General features: G+C 48.0%; 15 protein-coding genes. 10 read left to right on the top strand and 5 right to left on the bottom strand.

The features are described from left to right. The first annotated feature begins 172 nt into the window (after positions 1-172). From HZF10_RS01665 to ypfJ, 5 genes are all read left to right on the top strand, one after another. On the top strand, positions 173-1,525 hold the full coding sequence (locus HZF10_RS01665; RefSeq protein WP_217703321.1) for a hypothetical protein: 1,353 nt from the start codon (positions 173-175) through the stop codon (positions 1,523-1,525). A 38-nt stretch (positions 1,526-1,563) separates the two neighbouring features. Continuing rightward, complete coding sequence (locus tag HZF10_RS01660; RefSeq protein ID WP_176004431.1) at positions 1,564-2,892, top strand: aldehyde dehydrogenase; 1,329 nt, start codon at positions 1,564-1,566, stop codon at positions 2,890-2,892. Positions 2,893-2,935: 43 nt separating this feature from the next. Beyond that, positions 2,936-3,739 carry a hypothetical protein gene (locus HZF10_RS01655; RefSeq protein WP_176004430.1) on the top strand — a complete coding sequence of 268 codons (804 nt, stop codon included), beginning with the start codon at positions 2,936-2,938 and terminating at the stop codon, positions 3,737-3,739. Positions 3,740-3,884: 145 nt separating this feature from the next. Then, positions 3,885-7,916 (top strand): PAS domain S-box protein, encoded by a 4,032-nt coding sequence (locus tag HZF10_RS01650; protein WP_176004429.1) that lies wholly within the window; start codon positions 3,885-3,887, stop codon positions 7,914-7,916. Between the two features lie 17 nt (positions 7,917-7,933). Beyond that, positions 7,934-8,791 carry a KPN_02809 family neutral zinc metallopeptidase gene (gene ypfJ / locus HZF10_RS01645; protein ID WP_176004428.1) on the top strand — a complete coding sequence of 286 codons (858 nt, stop codon included), beginning with the start codon at positions 7,934-7,936 and terminating at the stop codon, positions 8,789-8,791. A 4-nt stretch (positions 8,792-8,795) separates the two neighbouring features. Here the strand turns inward: ypfJ and HZF10_RS01640 are convergent, their stop codons facing one another. Both HZF10_RS01640 and HZF10_RS01635 read right to left on the bottom strand, forming a co-directional pair. After that, entirely contained in the window at positions 8,796-9,389 is a 594-nt protein-coding gene (locus tag HZF10_RS01640; RefSeq protein ID WP_176004427.1) for a dihydrofolate reductase family protein, read from the bottom strand. A gap of 89 nt (positions 9,390-9,478) precedes the next feature. Beyond that, positions 9,479-11,011, bottom strand: coding sequence for a YifB family Mg chelatase-like AAA ATPase (locus tag HZF10_RS01635; RefSeq protein WP_176004426.1), 1,533 nt, complete (start codon positions 11,009-11,011; stop codon positions 9,479-9,481). Positions 11,012-11,234: 223 nt separating this feature from the next. Between HZF10_RS01635 and HZF10_RS01630 the strand changes: the two genes are divergently transcribed. The 4 genes from HZF10_RS01630 (at position 11,235) to HZF10_RS01615 (ending at position 13,882) form a co-directional block, all read left to right on the top strand. After that, positions 11,235-12,437, top strand: a complete 1,203-nt coding sequence (locus HZF10_RS01630; protein WP_176004425.1) for a sensor histidine kinase — start codon at positions 11,235-11,237, stop codon at positions 12,435-12,437. A 146-nt stretch (positions 12,438-12,583) separates the two neighbouring features. Next, complete coding sequence (locus HZF10_RS01625) at positions 12,584-12,961, top strand: PH domain-containing protein (protein WP_176004424.1); 378 nt, start codon at positions 12,584-12,586, stop codon at positions 12,959-12,961. Positions 12,962-13,212: 251 nt separating this feature from the next. Further along, entirely contained in the window at positions 13,213-13,692 is a 480-nt protein-coding gene (locus HZF10_RS01620; RefSeq protein WP_176004423.1) for a hypothetical protein, read from the top strand. Next, positions 13,682-13,882, top strand: coding sequence for a helix-turn-helix transcriptional regulator (locus HZF10_RS01615; RefSeq protein WP_176004422.1), 201 nt, complete (start codon positions 13,682-13,684; stop codon positions 13,880-13,882). The genes HZF10_RS01620 and HZF10_RS01615 overlap by 11 nt, the downstream gene beginning before the upstream one ends. A 111-nt stretch (positions 13,883-13,993) precedes the next feature. Here the strand turns inward: HZF10_RS01615 and HZF10_RS01610 are convergent, their stop codons facing one another. From HZF10_RS01610 to HZF10_RS01600, 3 genes are all read right to left on the bottom strand, one after another. Next, the gene (locus tag HZF10_RS01610; RefSeq protein ID WP_176004421.1) at positions 13,994-16,006 is read right to left on the bottom strand and encodes a protein-disulfide reductase DsbD family protein; all 2,013 of its coding nucleotides are present in this window, start codon (positions 16,004-16,006) and stop codon (positions 13,994-13,996) included. Then, positions 16,003-17,316 carry a tRNA lysidine(34) synthetase TilS gene (gene tilS / locus HZF10_RS01605; RefSeq protein ID WP_176004420.1) on the bottom strand — a complete coding sequence of 438 codons (1,314 nt, stop codon included), beginning with the start codon at positions 17,314-17,316 and terminating at the stop codon, positions 16,003-16,005. Before tilS ends, HZF10_RS01610 begins: the two co-directional genes overlap by 4 nt. A gap of 183 nt (positions 17,317-17,499) precedes the next feature. Continuing rightward, positions 17,500-18,795, bottom strand: coding sequence for an anthranilate synthase component I family protein (locus tag HZF10_RS01600; protein WP_176004419.1), 1,296 nt, complete (start codon positions 18,793-18,795; stop codon positions 17,500-17,502). A gap of 259 nt (positions 18,796-19,054) precedes the next feature. Here HZF10_RS01600 and HZF10_RS01595 point away from each other — a divergent pair, with 259 nt between their 5' ends. Continuing rightward, positions 19,055-20,035, top strand: coding sequence for a DUF4349 domain-containing protein (locus HZF10_RS01595; RefSeq protein WP_176004418.1), 981 nt, complete (start codon positions 19,055-19,057; stop codon positions 20,033-20,035). Positions 20,036-20,088: the final 53 nt, after the last annotated feature.

The raw sequence follows: 20,088 nt of genomic DNA, 5'->3' as shown, positions 1-20,088 counted from the left end.
ATTTCACATTTCACATTTCACATTTCACATTTCACATTTCACATTTCACATTTCACATTTCACATTTCACATTTCACCTACAACATTTCCCCAAAATCATGCAACGCTTTCCAACAATACCACAATAACCCAAAACGTTAACATTTGTAGCTTCATCCCTAAATCGCTGCTTATGAAAACGCTTTTCCTCACCCTACTTTTCCTTTTCAGTATTCCGATTTTCGGCCAACAGCACTTCGCGGGCATGAACACGTCCCAGCGCACGGGAATGGTCCACGCAGGCGTCAATCCCGCCGAGCTCGCCAATCTGGGCTCAAAATATGAAATCCAGGTTTTCTCGGTGAGTGCCAATGCGACCAATAACAAGATCGGTTTCAGCGACCTGTTCGGCAACGACAGTTTCGAGGATTTGGTTTTCCGAGGTACGGAAGCAGTAGATCTTAGGTTCGACGGTGAAATCTACGGCCCCGGGTTCGCTTATAAAATGGATAACTGGACGTTCGCGTTGACATCAAAAGCCTACGCCAAACTCGATCTCGTCGATGTGGACGTTCGTATCGGAGACGCGGTTTCCACAGCCACTTTGAACGCCATCATCAACGGTTCGACCACGATCAACAACAACTACAACCAACGTCTTAACGGAACGACTTGGGGCGAGATCGGATTGTCCGCGGCACGTAATTTCTACGACGACGGCACGCACAAATTCAGCGGCGGACTTACGTTCAAATTGCTTTTTCCGGGTTCTTATGCCAATTTGGGTGCCGATCGATTCTCGGGCACTATAAACAATAACCTCGGAAACGTGACGCTTACCGATGCGAGCGCAAATCTCAATATTGCCTATTCGGGTAATCTCGGTGAGGAATTCACCCAATTCAGCGATTACACGGGTTCTCTTTTCGGAAGTCTCGGAGGCGTGGCGGCCGATCTTGGCGTAAACTATCGCCTTTCGGACGTTGAACAACCCAACAAATACCGCATTAACGCCGGGCTGTCGGTGCGCAACATCGGTTCGATGAAATACAAATCGGCCAACAATTCCTCTACGAACTATGTACTTTCGATTCAAGGCGCCGAGTCGCTCAACCTAAACCAATTCCAAAACGTGGAAAGTCTTGAGGAAACCGAAAACATCTTGTTGCAAAGCGGCTATCTCGATCGCGCCACGAATACCAAAACCGATTTCAAGGTCAAGTTGCCGACGGTGTTTTCGGCTTATGCCGACGTGAAAATCGTTCCCAAATTCTACGCTTCGGTTTACTGGCAACAAAAACTCAACCCAGACGATGCGAACGACCAAATCACGTATCAGAACGTCATCGCGATCACGCCGCGGTTCGCTTTGGATAATTTCGAAGTCTGGTCGAGTTGGTCAAATAACGAGATTTCGGGCATCTCGGGCGGTATAGGAGTCCGCGCTTACGGATTCTATCTAGGTTCAGGTTCCATCATCACCAATCTCACAAGCGACAACAAACAGGCCGATGCGTTCATAGGATACAGTTTCGGTCTCGATTGATAACCGTTTTCTGACTATATTTGGGTAAACGGCTCGATATGCACCGCAAGACCACGATTTCCCAGCGCAAGGAAACTCTCAAAAAACTGCTTCATGTGTTGACGCTTCGCGAGGATGCCGTGATCCAGGCACTACACGATGATTTTGGAAAATCTGCGTTCGAGGCTGTACTTACCGAAACGTATTTCGTGACGTCCGAACTCAAGACGGCCATAAAAAAACTGCGTTCCTGGGCGAGCGACGAAATCGTATTTCCGTCGGTTCTCAATTTCCCTTCTTCGGACCGTATCATCAAAGATCCTTACGGAAACGTGCTCGTCATTTCGCCTTGGAATTATCCGTTCCAGTTGGCGATGTTGCCCGTGATTGCCGCCTATGCCGCCGGGAATTCCGTCGTGCTTAAACCGTCCGAGCTTACGCCGAATACATCCGAAATCGTTTCCAATATCATATCCGAAGTATTCGATCCGATAGACGTCGAGGTTTTTCAAGGTGGTGCCCAAGTGGCCGAAAAACTGCTCGAGCGACGTTGGGATTATATCTTCTTCACGGGAAGTGTAAACGTCGGCAAAAAAGTCGCGCAGGCCGCAGCACGATACCTTACGCCCGTCACGCTTGAATTGGGCGGAAAAAACCCTTGTATCGTCACGGCTCAGGCCAATTTGAAACTCGCGGCGAAACGAATCGTGTGGGGCAAGTTCGTCAACGCAGGCCAAACCTGCATCGCTCCCGATTATGTACTCGTGGAAGCTTCGGTCAAATCAAGGTTACTGCAATCGCTCAAACAAGAAATAATCGCCGCTTACGGAGAACGTCCTCAAAAGTCACCCGATTTGCCGCGTATCATTAATAAAAAGCATTGGGAAAGGCTCGTCGGGCTTATCGAACACCACAAAGTGGTACATGGAGGACAATCCGATGTTGCCGAGCTTTTCATCGCCCCGACGATCATCGACGAGTCCGATCTGGCCAGCGCCATCATGAAAGAAGAGATTTTCGGGCCGTTGCTTCCCGTAATCGGATTTTCGGACGAAAACCAAATGGACAACATTATCGGTTCGTACGAAAAACCGCTTTCGCTTTACGTTTTTACCGATGACCGTCACCAGGCCGACGCCATAATAAGAAAACATGCATTCGGAGGCGGTTGCGTAAACGATTTACTCAGTTATTTCGCGAACAGTCGGTTGCCTTTCGGCGGTGTCGGGAATTCCGGTATGGGCACTTATCACGGCCGCTTCGGTTTTGACACGTTTACGCATAAAAAACCTATTTCGCGCAAAGCCAATTGGCTCGACATAACGTTGCGTTACGCGCCGTACGGCAACAAGGTTTCCTTGCTTAGAAAATGGCTGAAATGGCTGTGACTTCGGCAAAAAATCGCTATCATTGTGCACCAAAACACCTAACATGAAAAGTACCGAACAAAAAATTGAAGAGATAAAAGCGAACGGTTACGACCTCGATTTCGGGGCGGTTTTCAACGACGCTTTCGAAACCTATAAAAAATCGGCGCTGATGACCGGACTCGCGACTTTGGTATTCGGTATCGTGCTGACCGCATTGGGAATCGGCGTGATGGTCGCTATGGGAGGCGTAATGGCGTATGCCGATTTCATGACAGGTATGCAGACAAACGGTATGTCTGCCACGGCTACCATCGTCTATTGTCTTGCCATGTGTGTCATTGCGGGAATAACGAACCCGTTTTCGGCCGGAATCATCAAAATGGCCAATCAGGCGGATAGAGATGAAGACTTGTCGGTTGGCGACGCTTTCCAATGCTACAAACAACCTTATTTCACTCCTTTGTTTGTTGAAGCGTTGTTGGTCTCGGCTTTTTCTGTCGGAGTTACAACCTTGTTGCAACGTGCTTTCCCGATGGATTCATGGGTTTCTGTCGTGTCGATGCTGATCAGCGCCTTGATTTCATTCAGCACGATGATGGCCGTTCCGCTGATCATTTTCGGAAACCAGAAACCGGTAGAGGCCATCCGCGGCAGCTTTATCATCGTATTCAAGAAACCTTTCCTTTTGCTGGCTCTCGTAATCGTAGCGTATTTTCTTGCGTGCGTCGGGATCATCGCGTTCTGTATCGGGGTGTTGTTCACCATTCCGTTCATCACGTCGATGTACTACACCATTTACAAACATTCGGTCGGTATAGACGACAAAAGCGAAATCGACGAGATCGGAAGTTCCGAATACCTGTAAAACATACTTTTCCATATAAAGACCACGGTTCGCATCGTGGTTTTTTTATGCTTTTGCGCGAGATGTATGACGATTGCTTTTTTAACATATTTGAATCGATAATCGACATATTTTCATATTTTTATCGGGTCAATTCCAAGCTTTTATGCGCATAAGACAGGGCGTTTTTTCATTCGTGCTTCTCACTGTTTTTTCGGTTCGCGCTTTTGCGTCGGGTTCGTTTTTGTCGGTCGAGTCTGTTCAGGCCGGTGAGAGATTGTCGTCCCAGGGTTGGTTTCTCGTGCTTATGCTCGCGCTTACCGGTGGTTTACTTTACCTGACGTTCAACCAAAAGACGCGTTTCAACAAGGATTTCGTCTCGAATTATTCCGAAATCGATTCCAATCCCGAACAATTCAGGCTTTACCTGCTTTTTTTCGGCATCATTTTCTTTGCGACCGAAGTCTTCCTCGAATTCTTTAGCGTAAGGCGCGAAAGCGAACTCACCGAGAACATCATATTCAGTTCGGTACTCATCGCTTTGTATTATTTATCGGGCAGATGGACGGTTCTGGAATACAACATCAGGCGCGTTTTCTTCGTCGCTTTCATCGGCTATCTGGCGTTCGTCACCTATAAATTGGTGTTCAAACCGTTCGAGATGATCACGCTTACCGAGTTCATATTGGTGTACTTCTTTTCGTACAGCGTTTTCAAGACCATCAGGCAATACCTGATTTTCGTGGTGTGCACCTTCGCGATGCTTTTCATATTCCTTATCGCGTCGCTGCTCGACGACCAGGTTGTCGCTATTTTGTTCAACGCTTGTCTGATTACGACGGTTTTCCATTATACGAAGCACATCGGCATCCTCAATACGAAAGATAAGTTTTTGTTCGCCAACGAGATCGTCAACAAAGGCAACTCGCTTATCATCGCGACCAACCGCAAAGGCGAAGTGCTGTTTTGCAGCGAAAGCATAAAAGGGATTTTGGGCTATTCGACGAAAGAAGTCATGGATCTCAATTTCTGGAAACTTACCGAAGATGCCGAATTCATTGGTGAAGAATACCACGAAAATTACATAGACGGAAGACTTTACATCAGGAAGTTAAGGTCGAAGAACGGCGAATACCGCTACATCCAATGGAAGGACAAGCAATATTCGGATAATCTTTTCATCGGGATCGGACAAGACATCACACATCACGTCCACGTCCAGAACCAATATAAAAACCTGATCGAATCGGCTTCGGACATCATCTACGAAACCGACCGACACGGCAATTACACCTACGTGAACCCGTTTACCGAAAGCATTTTGGGCTATTCGGCCGAGGAATTCTACCAACGTCATTACAGCGTGCTCATACGCGAGGATTTCCAAGCCAAGATACGTTCTCAGTACGACCGCGCTCCCAAAAACCGCAACTCCTATCCTATCCAGGTATTCCCGTTCGTGAAAAAGAACGGCGAAAGTTTGTGGGTTTCCCAAAGCGTGAGCATCAAACGCAACGATTTTGGAAAAATCACAGGTTTTTCGGTGATTGCGCGCGACATTACGCTGGTCAAATCGCTTGAGGACGAAAAGATCCGCAAAGAGAAAAAGCTCGCGCGATACAACGACACGCTCAAGATTTTTGCGACCAAGAGTTTCGCCGGACAGGAAAAGCTCGAGGACGTATTGAAGCACATTCTCGAACTTTCGGCCAAAAGCCTCGACGTAGACCGCACCGGCTATTGGAATTACGATAAAGACGGCATCCATTGCGCGTCCATGTACAACAGTTCGGGCGCTTCACCGATCACGACGCTTTCGCTGGAACGCGACCGATATCCGGTGTATTTCTCGGCTCTTGAGAACGAACGCCAGGTTGTGGCTTCGGACGTGTTCAACAGCCCGCAAACCGTAGAATTGTGCGAAGATTACATACAGGAAAACGGTATCCGTTCGTTGCTCGACACGCCGATTTTCGTCAACGGGGAAATTTCGGGCGTCATTTGTTTCGAATCGGTCGGAAAACATTGCGATTGGGACAACGAAGACATCAGTTTCGCGCGCTCGGTTTCCGATTTGACCGCGATTGCCATAGAATCGCACATGAGGCGCGAGGCCGAAAAGAATCTTGCCTATAAGAGTGAAATCCTCACGGTGATCACGCGAAATACGGGCAAGTTCCTCATGAGTAAAAGTACCGACGAGATTTTTACGGGCATCCTCAAATCGGTCGGAAACGTAACGAACGTAGACCGATTGTCGTATTTCCGCAACAACGACAAAGACAAGACGATACGACAGGAACACCGTTGGCTCGGCGACATCAAAAGCATCACGCCGCCGAATCCCGATTTGCTGCACATCCCGCATACGCAACTTCCGGAAATCATGGAGTGCATGAACGACAACCGACCGTTTTTCAGCATCGTCAAGGAAATGGAATACACGAGTTCGAAGGAGTTGCTGCTCGGACTGGGCGTGAAGTCGCTGCTCGTGCTTCCGATTTTCGTGCGCAACCAACTGCACGGCATGATCGTATTCGACGACGCCACCGAGCGTGAATGGACCGGAGACGAGATCACGATCCTGCAATCGCTCGCGAGCAATATCTCATTGGCCATCGAACGCAACATCAACGAGAACATCATCAACGAGAACGAGGAGAAATTCCGTTTGCTCGCCAATAACATCCCGGGCACGGTGTACATGCTCAACGAGGAAAACAAACTCGTTTATCTGAACCGTGAGATGGAAAAACTCACAGGTTATCCGTGTTCGGCTTTCCTCGAAGAAGGACTTTGGTTCCCGAGCCTCGTGCATCCGGAAGATTTCGAGAAAGGCATGGGCATTCGCGGCGCGGCTATCGAAAAGGCCGAACCGTTCCATTTGGAATACCGCATCATCAACAAATCGGGCGAAGTCGTCTGGATCGAGGAATTCGGAGACGTCATCCTCAAAAACGACAAACTCCATTTCATCGAAGGCATCTTGCTCGACATCACCGAGCGCAAACGCAACGAGACGGCGGTAAAGGAAAAAGAACTCGCCGAGGCCGCAAGCCGCTCCAAGTCTGAGTTCCTGGCCAACATGAGCCACGAGATCCGCACGCCTTTGAACGGTATCATCGGGTTTACCGATTTACTAATGAAAACCAATCTCGAGAACATACAGCGCCAGTACATGACCACGGTGAACCAGTCGGCCAACGCGCTTATGGAGATCATAAACGACATTCTCGACTTCTCGAAGATCGAAGCGGGAAAACTCGATTTGACGCCCGAAGACACCGACCTGTTCCGACTTTGCCATCACATCACCAAACTGATCGAATACGATTCGCGCGTCAAGAGCCTCGACGTCGTGCTTTCGATAGCCGACGACGTGCCAAAGTGCATTCTTGTCGATGAGATCCGTCTCAAGCAGATCCTGATCAATTTGATGAGCAACGCCGTGAAGTTCACCGAAAAAGGCAGCATCGAACTCAAAGTGAAACTGCTCGACCGCACCGAAGACAAGGCACGATTGTACTTTTCGGTACAGGACACGGGAATCGGCATCCGCAAATCGAATCAGGAAAAGATTTTCGACGCGTTTTCGCAGGAAGACAGTTCTACGACCAAAAAATTCGGAGGAACCGGACTTGGCCTTGCGATTTCGAACAAACTGCTCGGGCTTATGGAAAGCAGGCTCGAGCTTAAAAGTACGTATGGACAAGGCAGTACGTTTTATTTCGAAGTCGAAGTCGGATTGTCTGAAAACTGCGAATTCGAACCTGCTATCGCGATACAGGATCATGTATCACCCAACGGATTCGATGACGAATCGGTGCGCATCCTGATCGTGGAAGACAATAAGATCAACATGCTGCTCGCCAAGACGTTGATCCGAAAAATATTGCCACAGGCGGTCATATACGAATGCTTCGACGGTCGCCAGGCGATAGACGACTTTTTGCGCCTCGATCCCGACCTGGTTTTCATGGATGTACAAATGCCCGTGATGAACGGTTATGAAGCGTCGATGGAAATCCGTAAATTTAATGTGCGCGGCGTACCCGTGATCGCGCTTACGGCCGGAACCATCAAAGGCGAAAAGGAAAAATGCCTCGAGGCCGGCATGAGCGATTACATCCCGAAACCGATTGTAGAGGACGATATCCGCAACGTGCTTTCGGTCTGGTTGCGCAAAAACGAAGTATAACCTAAAAAATATACACTATGAAATGGCAAGGAAGAAGCGGAAGTGGCGGCAATCTTGAAGATCGTCGCGGCATGTCGGGAGGAAAAATCGCGGCAGGCGGAGGTTTGATCGCGGTAATCGTCGTATTGGCGCAACTCTTCCTTGGCGGTGACGGTGACACGGGCAAGATCCTCAACGAAATCCAGAAACAAAGCGTACAGACACCAACCGAACAACGCGAACTTACGGCAGAAGAAAAGAAACTAGGCGAAATGGCCGACGTCATTTTGGGCGATACCGAAGCCGTGTGGAAACAGATATTTTCGGAAAACGGCATGACGTACCAAGAACCTAATCTCGTGCTTTTTACCGACGGAGTCGAAACCGGTTGCGGAAGCGCGACTTCGGCAGCAGGCCCATTCTATTGTCCTGCCGACCAAAAAGTGTACATGGATATGGAATTCTTTAAGGAACTCCAAAGCCGGTTCGGCGCAAAAGGCGGCGATTTTGCGATAGCGTACGTGATCGCGCACGAAATCGGGCATCATGTACAGACGCTGATGGGAACTTCCCAAAAAGTACGCAAAATGCAGCAAGGCATGTCCGAAGCCCAAGCGAACAAATTGTCTGTTGCGCTTGAACTCCAAGCCGATTTCTACGCCGGGCTATGGGCGCACTATAATGAAAAACGCGTACAAATGCTCGAACCGGGCGATATTGAAGAAGCCTTGAGCGCCGCGCAGGCCGTCGGTGACGATGCGATCCAGAAACGCATGCAAGGCCATGTCGTACCCGATTCGTTTACGCACGGCACTTCGGAACAACGCATGAAATGGTTCATGAAAGGTTTTGAAGGCGGCAATATCCAGGACGGCGATACATTCAACGAATTATAGCGAATTACGCGCCGGCATTTCCGGTTTTTACATCTCCTGCCCTGTCGTAACTCACCAGCAACACGCCTTTTGAAGTAATAGAACTTTCGGTGAGCGAAAATGCTGCGGGAATACCTGCGTCGCCGAACAGCTTTTTGCCTTTCCCAAGTGTCAGCGGATGGATTTTGAGACGCAGTTCGTCGACCAAATCATGCGAAAGCAATAATTGTATCAGTTCGCTGCTGCCCCAAACCTGAATGTTGGGACCATCTGAATTCTTGAGTTTCTCAATTTGTTCGATGTTGGTGAGGAACTCGGTATTTTTCCAATCCGAATCGTTTCTTGTGCCCGACAACACATATTTCGTACCCTCGTTGATTCCGGGCCAGAAATCACCGTGTTCGGGCCAATAATTCTCCCAAATCTCGAACGTCTTGCGGCCTAAAAGATAGTCGGCGGGTTTTAATTCTTGCTCAATAGCTTTTCCGTAAGCTTCGTCTCCGTAAGACGCAGTCCAACCTCCGTATTCGAAACCGTTCGAACGATCCTCTTCGGGTCCGCCCGGTGCTTGCATGACTCCATCTAATGTAATCATCGATAAAACTGTTATCTTTCTCATGTCCTTAGATTTATTTATACAAATTTCGCCAGAAATATTTGGGTCTTTACGGGGAGAAAATGACAATTAGGCAGGTCGAATGCGTTTCACTATCCCAACCAACCTTCCCTATCCAAACTGCGGTATTGGATGGCTTCGGCTATGTGTTCGGGCAATACTTTTTCGGACGCGGACAAATCGGCTATCGTGCGCGAAACCTTTAGGATCCTATCGTAAGCCCTTGCCGAAAGGTTGAGTTTTTCCATAGCGCCCTTGAGCAGTTGTAACGACGTGGCGTCAAGCGCGCAAAATTCACGGATGTGCTTTACCGACATTTGCGCGTTGTAATTCACGCCTTCAAAATCGCCGAATCGTTGCGTTTGGATCATTCGCGCTTTGGTGACACGCTCACGGATCTCATCGCTGCTTTCGCTTTTTCGCGTATCGCTGAGTTTTTCGAAAGGAACTGGCGTAACTTCTATATGGATGTCGATGCGGTCGAGCAACGGTCCCGAAATCTTGTTCAAATACCGTTGCATCTCGGCCGACGTACTGCTTACAGGCGCGTCCGAATCTTTAAAATATCCGCCGGGACTAGGATTCATGCTTGCGACGAGCATAAAAGACGAAGGATACGTGACCGTGAATTTTGCACGCGAAATGGTCACTTCGCGGTCTTCGAGCGGCTGTCGCATCACTTCGAGTACCTCGCGTTTGAATTCGGGAAGCTCGTCGAGGAACAAAACACCGTTGTGCGCCATGCTGATTTCTCCGGGTTGCGGAAAACTGCCGCCACCGACAAGCGAAACCGAAGATGCCGAATGGTGTGGACTGCGGAACGGCCGTTGTCGCATAAGCCCGACTTCCTTCAATTTGCCTGCGACGCTGTGGATTTTGGTCGTTTCCAAAGCCTCTCGCAAAGTCATCGGCGGCAAAATGCTCGGAAGACGTTTGGCCAGCATCGTCTTTCCGGCTCCGGGCGGCCCGATCAGGATGATGTTGTGGCCGCCTGCAGCCGCAATTTCCATGCAGCGCTTGATGGATTCCTGTCCTTTGACGTCGCAAAAATCGAATTCGGGCAGATACGGGATGTTGAATTCTTCGCGTGTATTGATGACCGTGGGTTCGAGATTTCCGTTTCCACCGAAAAAATCGATGACTTGCTGCAAATTTTCGACTCCGTACACATCGAGATCATTGACGATCGCGGCTTCTTTGGCATTTTGCATCGGAAGAAAAAAACCTTTGAAACCTTCCTCTCGTGCTTTGACGGCAATCGGCAACGCGCCTTTTATGGGTTGGAGTTTTCCGTCGAGCGAGAGTTCGCCCATGATGACGTATTGCGAAATATCGTCGGCCGAAATTTGGTTCGAGGCGACCAGGATGCCCAAAGCGATCGTCAAATCGTAGGCCGAGCCTTCCTTTCGCAAATCGGCGGGTGCCATGTTGATCGTGATTTTCTTTCCCGGGAAATTGAGGCCGTTGTTCTTGAGCGCGGCCGCGATGCGGTAACAACTCTCTTTGATGGCACTGTCGGGCAAACCGACGAGGTGGTAACCTATGCCTTTGTCCATGTGGACTTCAATGGTGATGGTCGTGGCTTCTACGCCAAAGACGGCGCTTCCGAATACTTTTACTAACATGGCGTGTAGAATTTTAGATGGCTTGTAATGAGATAAATGTAGTGAAAAGTGCTGAAGTACAAAATGCCGAATTGCTAAAGTTTCTCTTTTGACCATATCGACATAATGACATTCTGCTACTGCTACTGCCACTAATAAACAATTCCCAACACTATAATAATTGTGGTTTTCCGCATTTACAGAAATTATGCTACCGTATATATTTGCGGCTCAAATTCAACCCATGATAGCGGCACCCATCCCAGCCAACGACAGACAGCGGCTTGATGCACTTTTGTCATATAAGGTTCTCGACACCGAACCGGAAAAGGATTTTGACGACATTACGCGGCTCGCCTCAGAGATTTGCGGCGCGCCCATGTCTGTGATAACATTACTGGATGAGAACCGTCAGTGGTTCAAGTCTAAAATCGGGCTTGACCTTAATGAATCGGATCGCGAAAGTTCTTTTTGCGGACATGCGATCACGACGCCCGACCGTACTTTTATCGTAAACGATGCACTTGACGACGAGCGTTTCCATGACAATCCGCATGTGAGTGTCGAAAACGGCGTAAGATCTTATGCCGGCGTGCCGCTCGTAAATCCCGACGGATTTGCGCTAGGCGTTCTGTGCGTGATCGATACCCAACCCAAAAAACTCGAGGAGTTCCAGATCAAGGCGCTCGAAAAACTGGCCAATCAGGTGAGTAAATTGCTCGAATTGCGCAAGAATAATTTCAAGCTTATCGAAAGCCATAATGCACTCGCCCAGCGATACAAAGACCTGGAGCAGTTTTCGCACGTAGTTTCGCACGACATCAAGTCGCCTTTGAACAACATCATGCAATTGTCGGAATTTTTCAACGACATGTATGGGGACAAATTCGACGACAACGGCCGCCAGATGATCGGATACATACGACAATCGGCCACAGAACTCAAAAAACTCGTCGACGGTATCCTCGAACATTACAAATACGACACGCTCGACGTTACCCAGCGCGAGAAAATCAGGCTTCGGGAATTTTCGGAATACATCGTGAACCTGCTCAACGTGAAAGGCGATTTCGAATTCGTTTATCCCGATGCAAAATCGAGATTCTGGTCGAACAAGATGGCGTTAGGACAAATCCTTTATAACCTGATCGCGAATGCCATAAAATACAACGACAAGGCGAAAGGCATTATTGAAATCAGATGCGAAAGCACTGAGGACGATGTCGTGATTTTCGTAAAAGACAACGGGCCCGGAATCCCCGAAAGCCAATTCCACAAGATTTTCGAGATTTTCGGCACGCTTGGCACGACCGACCGCTCGGGAAACAAGGGAACCGGAATCGGATTGTGTACGGTCAACAAATTGGTGCAGAAGCTTGGCGCACGCATCGAAGTGGTTTCGGAAATCGGCCACGGATCGACATTTAAAGTTTTCTTGAAGAAATAGTTTTGGTGGCCACGGATAACGCGAATTGCACAAATCTTTAGTGTGATTCGTTCCGTTCGTGGCGAAACCAAAATCGCAGGCCAAAAAAGTGTGAAATCGATAGCGGCTGTGGAAACGGAAGCGTACCTTTATCGAAAAAGAACACCATGGGACTATTCAATGCCATTTTAGGAAACGCCTCCGAGGTTTCCATCGAAGCCATCACAAAAGAATTCGAGCCGATCATCGTGCCCGGAGAGAACATCGAGAAAGCGTTCAAGCTCGTACGCGATATGTTTATCTTCACCAACAAACGTCTGATTTTGGTCGAAAAGCAACTCGTCGGCAGCAAGACCGATTACCTGTCTATACCGTACGCAAACGTGATCAAGTTCTCAAAAGAAAGCGCCGGACTTCTCGACCTCGATGCCGAACTCAAGATCTGGATCAAAGACGAGGCCGAGCCGATCAAGAAAACCTTTGGTAAGGGAAGCGATAATATCAATGAAGTGTATAGGATTTTGGGACAGCATATTTTGAAGTGAGTGCTGAAGTGCTAAGGTGCTAAAGTTAAAAATATAGTAACAGAAAAGCCAATCCCTGTGGATTGGCTTTTTGCTTTTAAAACTTCACTATCGAGCCTGTGCAGGAACAGTTCCTCTAACGTTTACAGAACTTTCGCACTTCAGCACTATTTGTAAAGCATATAAAACTTTTTGTAAAAATATTTTGTCACAATGTAAAATATACTTTACATTTGATTTGAGTTTTAATCATCAATCAAAAATCAAATCACATGAAATCACATTTTTTGTTTCCTCGCAGTTTCAAGCTTGTCGGCTGGCTGCTTTTCGTTCCGTCTTTTGCCGTTGCCATTGCGGTCGTATGTGCCGACATCGACATCGACAACATGCTTACGACAAAAGTATTCGCGATCGCCGACAACGGTTTGTTTGCCGATGCCGGTTTTTTCAGGTTCAACCAGAATTCGATCGGCGATGAAGTGTTGCTGTCTTTTCTGATTGTCGGCGGGCTTTTCATCGGCTTCTCGAAACAGAAGAACGAAGATGAATTCATTGCCAAAATCAGGTATGAAAGCCTCGTTTGGGCCACGTACTTCAATTTCGGCGTGATGCTTTTGGCGACGTGGTTCATTTACGGATTCTTCTATTTCGAAGTACTGATCGCGAACGTTTTCTCGCTGTTATTGTTCTTTGTCGTGCGTTTCCACATCAAACTTTACCAACTCAAAAAATCACTGCGCGATGACGAATAACTTAAAAGTACAGCGCGCGATAAAGGATATCTCGCAGGAAGAACTCGCCAAGCAGATCGGTGTGAGCCGTCAAACCATTAACGCCATGGAAAAAGCGAAGTACGTGCCCTCGACCGTACTTGCGTTGAAAATCGCGAAGTTTTTCGGAGTTGCTGTGGAGGAGATTTTTACGTTGGAAGAAACGGATTGATTTTGAGTGCCTGAGTGACTTAAAGTAAAAACTAATTGTAAAAGTAAAAAGCCAATCAAAAAAATGATTGGCTTTTCTGTTTCATCTGAATGGTCACTCAAAAACTATCTTTTAAAACGCCTCCAACCCCTTTCTCAACCAACCCAAATACTCATCTTTCCCAACATAGCTGATGGTATTCGAAATGTCTTTTCCGTCGGTTCCGACCAAAACATACATGGGTTGCGTGTTGGTTTTGTAACGCGTGATCATGAAATCGGTCCATTTGTCGCCTGTGGTTTCGATTTCTTCACCCGTAGAAGGCGAAATAAATTGCTGTTCTTTCGGAAGTTCACGTTTGTCGTCTACATAAAGCGAAACAAGGATCACGTCGTTCTTGAGGATTTTGGCCACTTCGGCGTCCGTCCAAACGTTGTTTTCCATCTTGCGGCAATTGACGCAAGCGAATCCCGTAAAATCGAGCAGCATGGGCTTGTTGACTTCTTTGGCGTAAGCAAGTGCCTTGTCGTAATCGTTGAACGTCACGAACCCATGTGCCATGACCGCATCTTTCGGCAAATCTTCATTTGTTCCGATTGCGGACGAATTGCCTACCCCATGTGGGCTTTCGCTGTATTCAAGCGGTGGCGGGAATGCGCTGATTAATTTCAAAGGCGCGCCCCACAATCCCGGAATCAAATAAACCGTAAACGTCAAAACGAGCAGTCCGAGCAACAATCTTCCTACCGAAATGAACGGCAGCGGACTGTCGTGCGGCGTCGTGATTTTTCCGAAAAGATACAACGCCAACGCTCCGAAAATCGCGATCCAGATCGCCAGGAAGACCTCGCGTTCGAGCAAATGCATCTGAAGCACCAAATCGGCGTTGGAAAGGAATTTGAACGCGAGCGCCAATTCAAGGAATCCGAGGAAAACCTTGACCGTATTGAGCCAACCGCCCGATTTCGGCAGCGAATTAAGCCAGCCCGGAAACATCGCGAACAACATGAACGGAAGCGCCAATGCCAACGAAAACCCGAACATTCCGATTATCGGGGCAATTCCTCCTTCTTGCGCAGCCACGACCAAAAGATTGCCAATAAATATTCCCGTACATGAAAACGAAACGATTGCAAGAGCCAATGCCATAAACAAGATTCCGATAAATCCGCCACGATCGGCTTGTCTGTCGACTTTATTCGCCCAACTGTTGGGCAAAACGATTTCGAATGCACCCAAGAATGAGATGGCGAAAATGACCAGAAGCACGAAGAAAATAAGGTTAAACCAAACGTTCGTGGCAATTGCATTAAGCGCTCCTGCTCCAAAAATTGCTGTTATGACTAATCCCAGGACAACGTATATTATGATAATTGAAATGCCATATAGTATAGCATTCCGAATTCCTGCAGACTTATTTTTACTCTGCTTGGTGAAAATACTGACTGTCATTGGAATCATCGGGAAGACGCAAGGTGTCAACAAAGCGGTAAAACCAGCGCCAAAGGCAAGAAAGAAAATTGTCCAAAGTCCGATATTTTCTGTCTTTTGTGGATTCGGAACGGTAGCCACCGTTTTCGTCTGCTCCACCTCTTCTTGCGAGGTCGAATTTTTCCCGACCGTATCTTTCGACTGTATAGAAGATGCCGTGTCTTTTACGATTGGAGTCGTTATAGCCGCCGCTTCCTCTACCGGTATTTTCGGCAACTTGAACGTGAATTTCGCGTTGTCGTTTATACAGACTTCCTTGCAGACCTGATAATCGACCTTCACGTCTATGCTCGTGAGGTTCGGATTGATGACTTTTATACGCTGGGTAAGCGTGGCCTTTTTCTCCCAAAACACCTCGTCTACCTCAAAAACATCGTTGAACTGGCGTTTGGTAGCGCTTTCAGCAGCTTTTCCGATAAGTTGGTAATTTCCCTTCTGGTTCTTGAAATCGAGCGTCAAAGGCAGCGGTCCGCCGTCTGGAGTGAATTGCGAGTAAATGTGCCAACTCTCGTCTATCGTGGCTTCCATGACCAATTTGAACTCGGTCGGCGATACTTTTTCGAGACGTTGCGTCCACTTTACGGGTTTTACGATTTGTGCCGACAAGCCCGAAAACGAGAGGACCGCGATCAGGGCAAAAAGAAACTTTTTCATTCGTTGAGTGCGATGTGCAATATGTTTGTTGTGGTTGTTTGTGCGTAAAAACGTTCGTCTGCGCGTTGGCCGACAATCCAAACGATGTCGTCTCCCGAACAGAGCAGCCAGGCATTTTCCTTGTCGCGCAACGAGAATTTCCCGTCCTTGAAGAATTTGCTGACCTTTTTTGAATTTCCGTGCATGCCAAGAGGATAAAACACATCACCTTCTTTCCATTTCCTCAACACAAGCGGAAACCTGAGTTTTTCGGCGTCGACAAAGATAGCCGAATTGGATTTGCCGCCAACGTCTTTCACATATTTTAAGGTGAGTTTTAACGGAAATTCAAGGGCTTCCATGCCTTTATAGAGGCAATATTCGCGTTTGTCGGTTGCATCGGCAAGTGGCGAAAGTACGAGCGTTTCACGGTCTTTCAAAAGTACATATTGGGAAGAAAAAACTTGCTTTCCCGATTGGGCATCGACCAAAGTGTACACATCTTCCCAAGCCGTGAAGCCGAATTCACGCAGCCATTGGTAAAGATAGGCTTTGTGATTCGGCAGTTTTTTGAGCTCGGACAGGTCGAATTTTATTTCATTCCCATATGGTTTTGCGACTTTTTGGTAAATGATGATAGCCGCGTCTTCGGACAGCGACTGGGTTTGGCGCAAAAAATCCTGGGTTTTCGAAAAACTGTCGAGTAAGTCGGGCCTTATTTCCTTGAGAAGCGGCACGATCAGCTGACGGATCTTGTTACGCAGGTATTTATCGGAAGCATTGCTGCTGTCTTCGTGCCATTCCAGACCATTCGATTTGGCATACGCTTCGATTTCTTGTCTTGAAATCGGAAGCAACGGGCGCACGACTTTTTCATTTTGAGCCGGAATGCCCGTCAATCCTTCAATTCCGGTGCCTCGCGTAAGATTGATGAGGAAAGTTTCAAGGTTGTCGTCGGCGTGATGGGCCGTCAGCACGAAATCGTAATTTTCGGATTCGAGCAACCCGGCGAACCATTTGTATCGCAATTCACGCGCAGCAACCTGGATCGACAGCCCGAAATCCTCGGCGAATTGGTTCGTGTCGAATCTGGTGACGTGAGCCGGTATGTTGGTTTTGGAAGCGAACGCCCTGACGAAAGTCTCGTCCTGGTCGCTTTCTTCACCGCGAAGGTTGAAATTGCAGTGCGCGATGCCGATTTCACATCCCGATTTTCGGAACAGATCGACCATCACCATACTGTCGATACCGCCACTGACGGCGAGCAAAAGGCGTTTACCTTTCAAAAACGGGAAATTGTGGTCGAGATGGTTCTGGAATTCGGCAAGCATCGCACGAAGTTAACGCTTTCGTGATTCAACGGCAAATGCCCCAGCCCGGATTGCAGCGCAAAGCCCACAGGACGAAAACCACTAATTTTTAGAAGCAGGCGCAGCGACCGCAGGAAGCTCGCGAAGGCGCCATAAAAATGTGGTTTTGGGCCGAGGACTTGAAGCGGAAAGCCGGATCGGCTACTAAGCATTCCTTTCCAAAACCTTACGCATCGCCACCGCCTTGAGCAGACATTCTTCGTATTCGCGGATCGGTTCGGACGCAGCCGTAATCGCGCTTCCAACCGAAAACGACACGTATTTGGCTTCTGAATTATACAGTATAGATCGGATCACGACGTTGAAATCGAAATCGCCGTCTGGCGTGAAATATCCGAGCGCACCGCTGTAAAGACCGCGCTTGGTTTCCTCGAGATCCTCTATGATTTTCATGGCCGAAATTTTGGGAGCGCCCGTCATGCTGCCCATCGGGAACGTGGTTTTGAGCACATCCATCGCGCCATGGCCGTCGGAGATTTGTGAAACTACAGTAGAAATAAGGTGATGCACCTGGCGGAACGAATATTCGCCGCACAATTCCTCTACATGGACGCTTCCTTTTGCGGCGGTCCGCGACAGATCGTTGCGCACGAGGTCGACGATCATGATGTTTTCGGAACGCTCTTTTTGGTTGGCGGCAAGTTCGCGTTTTATTCGTGCATCCTCGTTGGCGTCTTCACTCCTGCGCGCCGTGCCTTTTATGGGTTGGGAAACGATTTTGTGGCCTTGTTTCTTTAGGTAACGCTCGGGCGAGGCCGACATGAGGTAATGGTTCGCATTGCGGAAAAAGGCCGAAAACGGCGGTTCTGAAATCGTATTGAGACGGCAATAGGTTTCGAGCGGATCGATTTTGGCGTCCTCGGAATAGAATTCCATGCAGAAATTCGCCTCGTAAATATCACCTCTGTGAATGTGCTCGAGCATGCTGCCGACTTTTTTTAGATAATCTTTTTGCGAAATCCTTTGGTGGATCATCAACCGGTCGTTGACATGGCGAAGGTTTGCAGGCGTATTGATGATGGCTTGCAAATCGGATTCCATCTCGTCATCGGACATCGGCAAATACCGAAGTTCGAGCTCGTTCCCTTTCAGCAGGAAAAGACGTTTCGGCTGGAAGAAGAACAGGTCGGGAAATTGCAATCCGTCGAAATTTCGCGAGTGCAGTTCCTCGGTGTCGTTTTTCAAATCGTACGAAAGATAGCCGAACAGCCAATCTTTGGTGGTTTCCTGCAATTCCTTCAAATCCTTGAAAGCGTTGTGGTAATCGGTTCTCAGCGACAGGAACGCGTCGGCGGCAAGCACGCAGTCGTACTCCTGGTATTTCTCGTGATAGCCGTTCGTATCGAGAAAAACGATCTCGCGGAATTGTTGCGACCAATGCAACAGTTTCGCTTTGAAGTCTTTCGGGTCGTTGATTTTATGATGGGCGACTGTTCTCAATTTTAGATTTTTGGATGATCAGATTTCAAATGGTCAGAAACCTGTCCTGAATATTCATGTCTTATGGCTTTACGACTCTATGGACTTTACCGCCACGATATGGACATCCCAAAATTACGATAAACAATCGTTAACCCATTCCAAAAAACTTTGGCACGATTGTTAGTGCGCGTCGAATATCGACTTCATAAAATTTAAACGCATGGTTTGAAAACTACTTGACCTTTTACATCATTAACCTTATTAAACATTTAATTTTATGAAAAAGATTTCGTTATTCGGAATGGCATTGTTGATTGCGCTAGCGGTTTCATGCAAGCAGTATGGCGAAACCGAAAATGCCACGGTTTCATCTCCAGACTCCAAAGAAGCGCCCGCAGAAGAAGTCGCACCTGCCGAAGAAATGGCTATAATGGCCGATTCAACAAACGTGAACGGCAATTCGGTAAAATCCGAAAACAATTTGTCTTCATCGGCTGCGGTGACCAACAACGACGGCAAACGCAAATTCGTGCGAACTGCCGATATACGTTTCAAAGTGCGCAACGTGGCCCAATCGACGACCAAGGTTGAAGACGCCGTCTCTGTTGCCGGAGGTTTCGTAGTGAACACCGATCTTAAAAGCGATGTGCGCGAAACGCGGGACGTGAAGAAAAGCGAGGACAGTATCGTGCGGACCACGGTGTATACGGTGCGCAACGACATGGTCATCCGCGTTCCGAATTACAATCTCGATGCGACGCTCAAGAACATTTCCAAAGAAGTCGGCTACCTCGATTACCGCATCATCAAGGCTGAAGACGTGAACCTGCAACTGAAATCGACCGAGTTGGAACAGAAAAGGCTCGCACGATTCAAACAACGCGTGGAAGGCGCCGTCGACAACAAAGGGAAAAAACTCGTCGATATAAACGATACCGAGGAAAACCTTCTGGCCAAACAAGAAACTTCGGATGCGGCCCTTCTTAAAAAGATGGAACTCGAAGACAAGATCGCCTACTCTACCGTCGCGTTGCAGTTGTACCAGGACGAAGCGGTCAAAAGCGTGACCTTGGCGAATCTTGACAGCGCGCAATATCGCACAGGATTCGGCACACAGGCTTGGGACAGCCTTAAATCGGGATGGTATATTTTGGAAGCGATTTTGGTTTTCGCGCTCAATTTGTGGCCGTTTATCTTGATTGGAACGGCTGTTTTTGTGGGTTGGAAGAAATTGGGCAAGAAGAAAGTCGCCGTTTGATTTTATATAAAAAAAATCCCGCTTGAATGAGGGGGATTTTTTATTGAGTCTAG

Origin of the sequence: Flavobacterium agri (genome assembly GCF_013401995.1) — a bacterium.
GTDB classification, from domain to species: domain Bacteria; phylum Bacteroidota; class Bacteroidia; order Flavobacteriales; family Flavobacteriaceae; genus Flavobacterium; species Flavobacterium agri.
Note: the sequence above shows the minus strand (reverse complement) of the source record. Positions and strands in the feature narration are given on the sequence as shown.

What these genes read in the sequence shown, in the direction of transcription:
- HZF10_RS01665 (WP_217703321.1), top strand. Translation starts at nt 173, where the DNA reads ATGAAAACGCTTTTCCTCACCCTACTTTTCCTTTTCAGTATTCCGATT.
- HZF10_RS01660 (WP_176004431.1), top strand. Translation starts at nt 1,564, where the DNA reads ATGCACCGCAAGACCACGATTTCCCAGCGCAAGGAAACTCTCAAAAAA.
- HZF10_RS01655 (WP_176004430.1), top strand. Translation starts at nt 2,936, where the DNA reads ATGAAAAGTACCGAACAAAAAATTGAAGAGATAAAAGCGAACGGTTAC.
- HZF10_RS01650 (WP_176004429.1), top strand. Translation starts at nt 3,885, where the DNA reads ATGCGCATAAGACAGGGCGTTTTTTCATTCGTGCTTCTCACTGTTTTT.
- ypfJ (WP_176004428.1), top strand. Translation starts at nt 7,934, where the DNA reads ATGAAATGGCAAGGAAGAAGCGGAAGTGGCGGCAATCTTGAAGATCGT.
- HZF10_RS01640 (WP_176004427.1), bottom strand. Translation starts at nt 9,389, where the DNA reads ATGAGAAAGATAACAGTTTTATCGATGATTACATTAGATGGAGTCATG.
- HZF10_RS01635 (WP_176004426.1), bottom strand. Translation starts at nt 11,011, where the DNA reads ATGTTAGTAAAAGTATTCGGAAGCGCCGTCTTTGGCGTAGAAGCCACG.
- HZF10_RS01630 (WP_176004425.1), top strand. Translation starts at nt 11,235, where the DNA reads ATGATAGCGGCACCCATCCCAGCCAACGACAGACAGCGGCTTGATGCA.
- HZF10_RS01625 (WP_176004424.1), top strand. Translation starts at nt 12,584, where the DNA reads ATGGGACTATTCAATGCCATTTTAGGAAACGCCTCCGAGGTTTCCATC.
- HZF10_RS01620 (WP_176004423.1), top strand. Translation starts at nt 13,213, where the DNA reads ATGAAATCACATTTTTTGTTTCCTCGCAGTTTCAAGCTTGTCGGCTGG.
- HZF10_RS01615 (WP_176004422.1), top strand. Translation starts at nt 13,682, where the DNA reads ATGACGAATAACTTAAAAGTACAGCGCGCGATAAAGGATATCTCGCAG.
- HZF10_RS01610 (WP_176004421.1), bottom strand. Translation starts at nt 16,006, where the DNA reads ATGAAAAAGTTTCTTTTTGCCCTGATCGCGGTCCTCTCGTTTTCGGGC.
- tilS (WP_176004420.1), bottom strand. Translation starts at nt 17,316, where the DNA reads ATGCTTGCCGAATTCCAGAACCATCTCGACCACAATTTCCCGTTTTTG.
- HZF10_RS01595 (WP_176004418.1), top strand. Translation starts at nt 19,055, where the DNA reads ATGAAAAAGATTTCGTTATTCGGAATGGCATTGTTGATTGCGCTAGCG.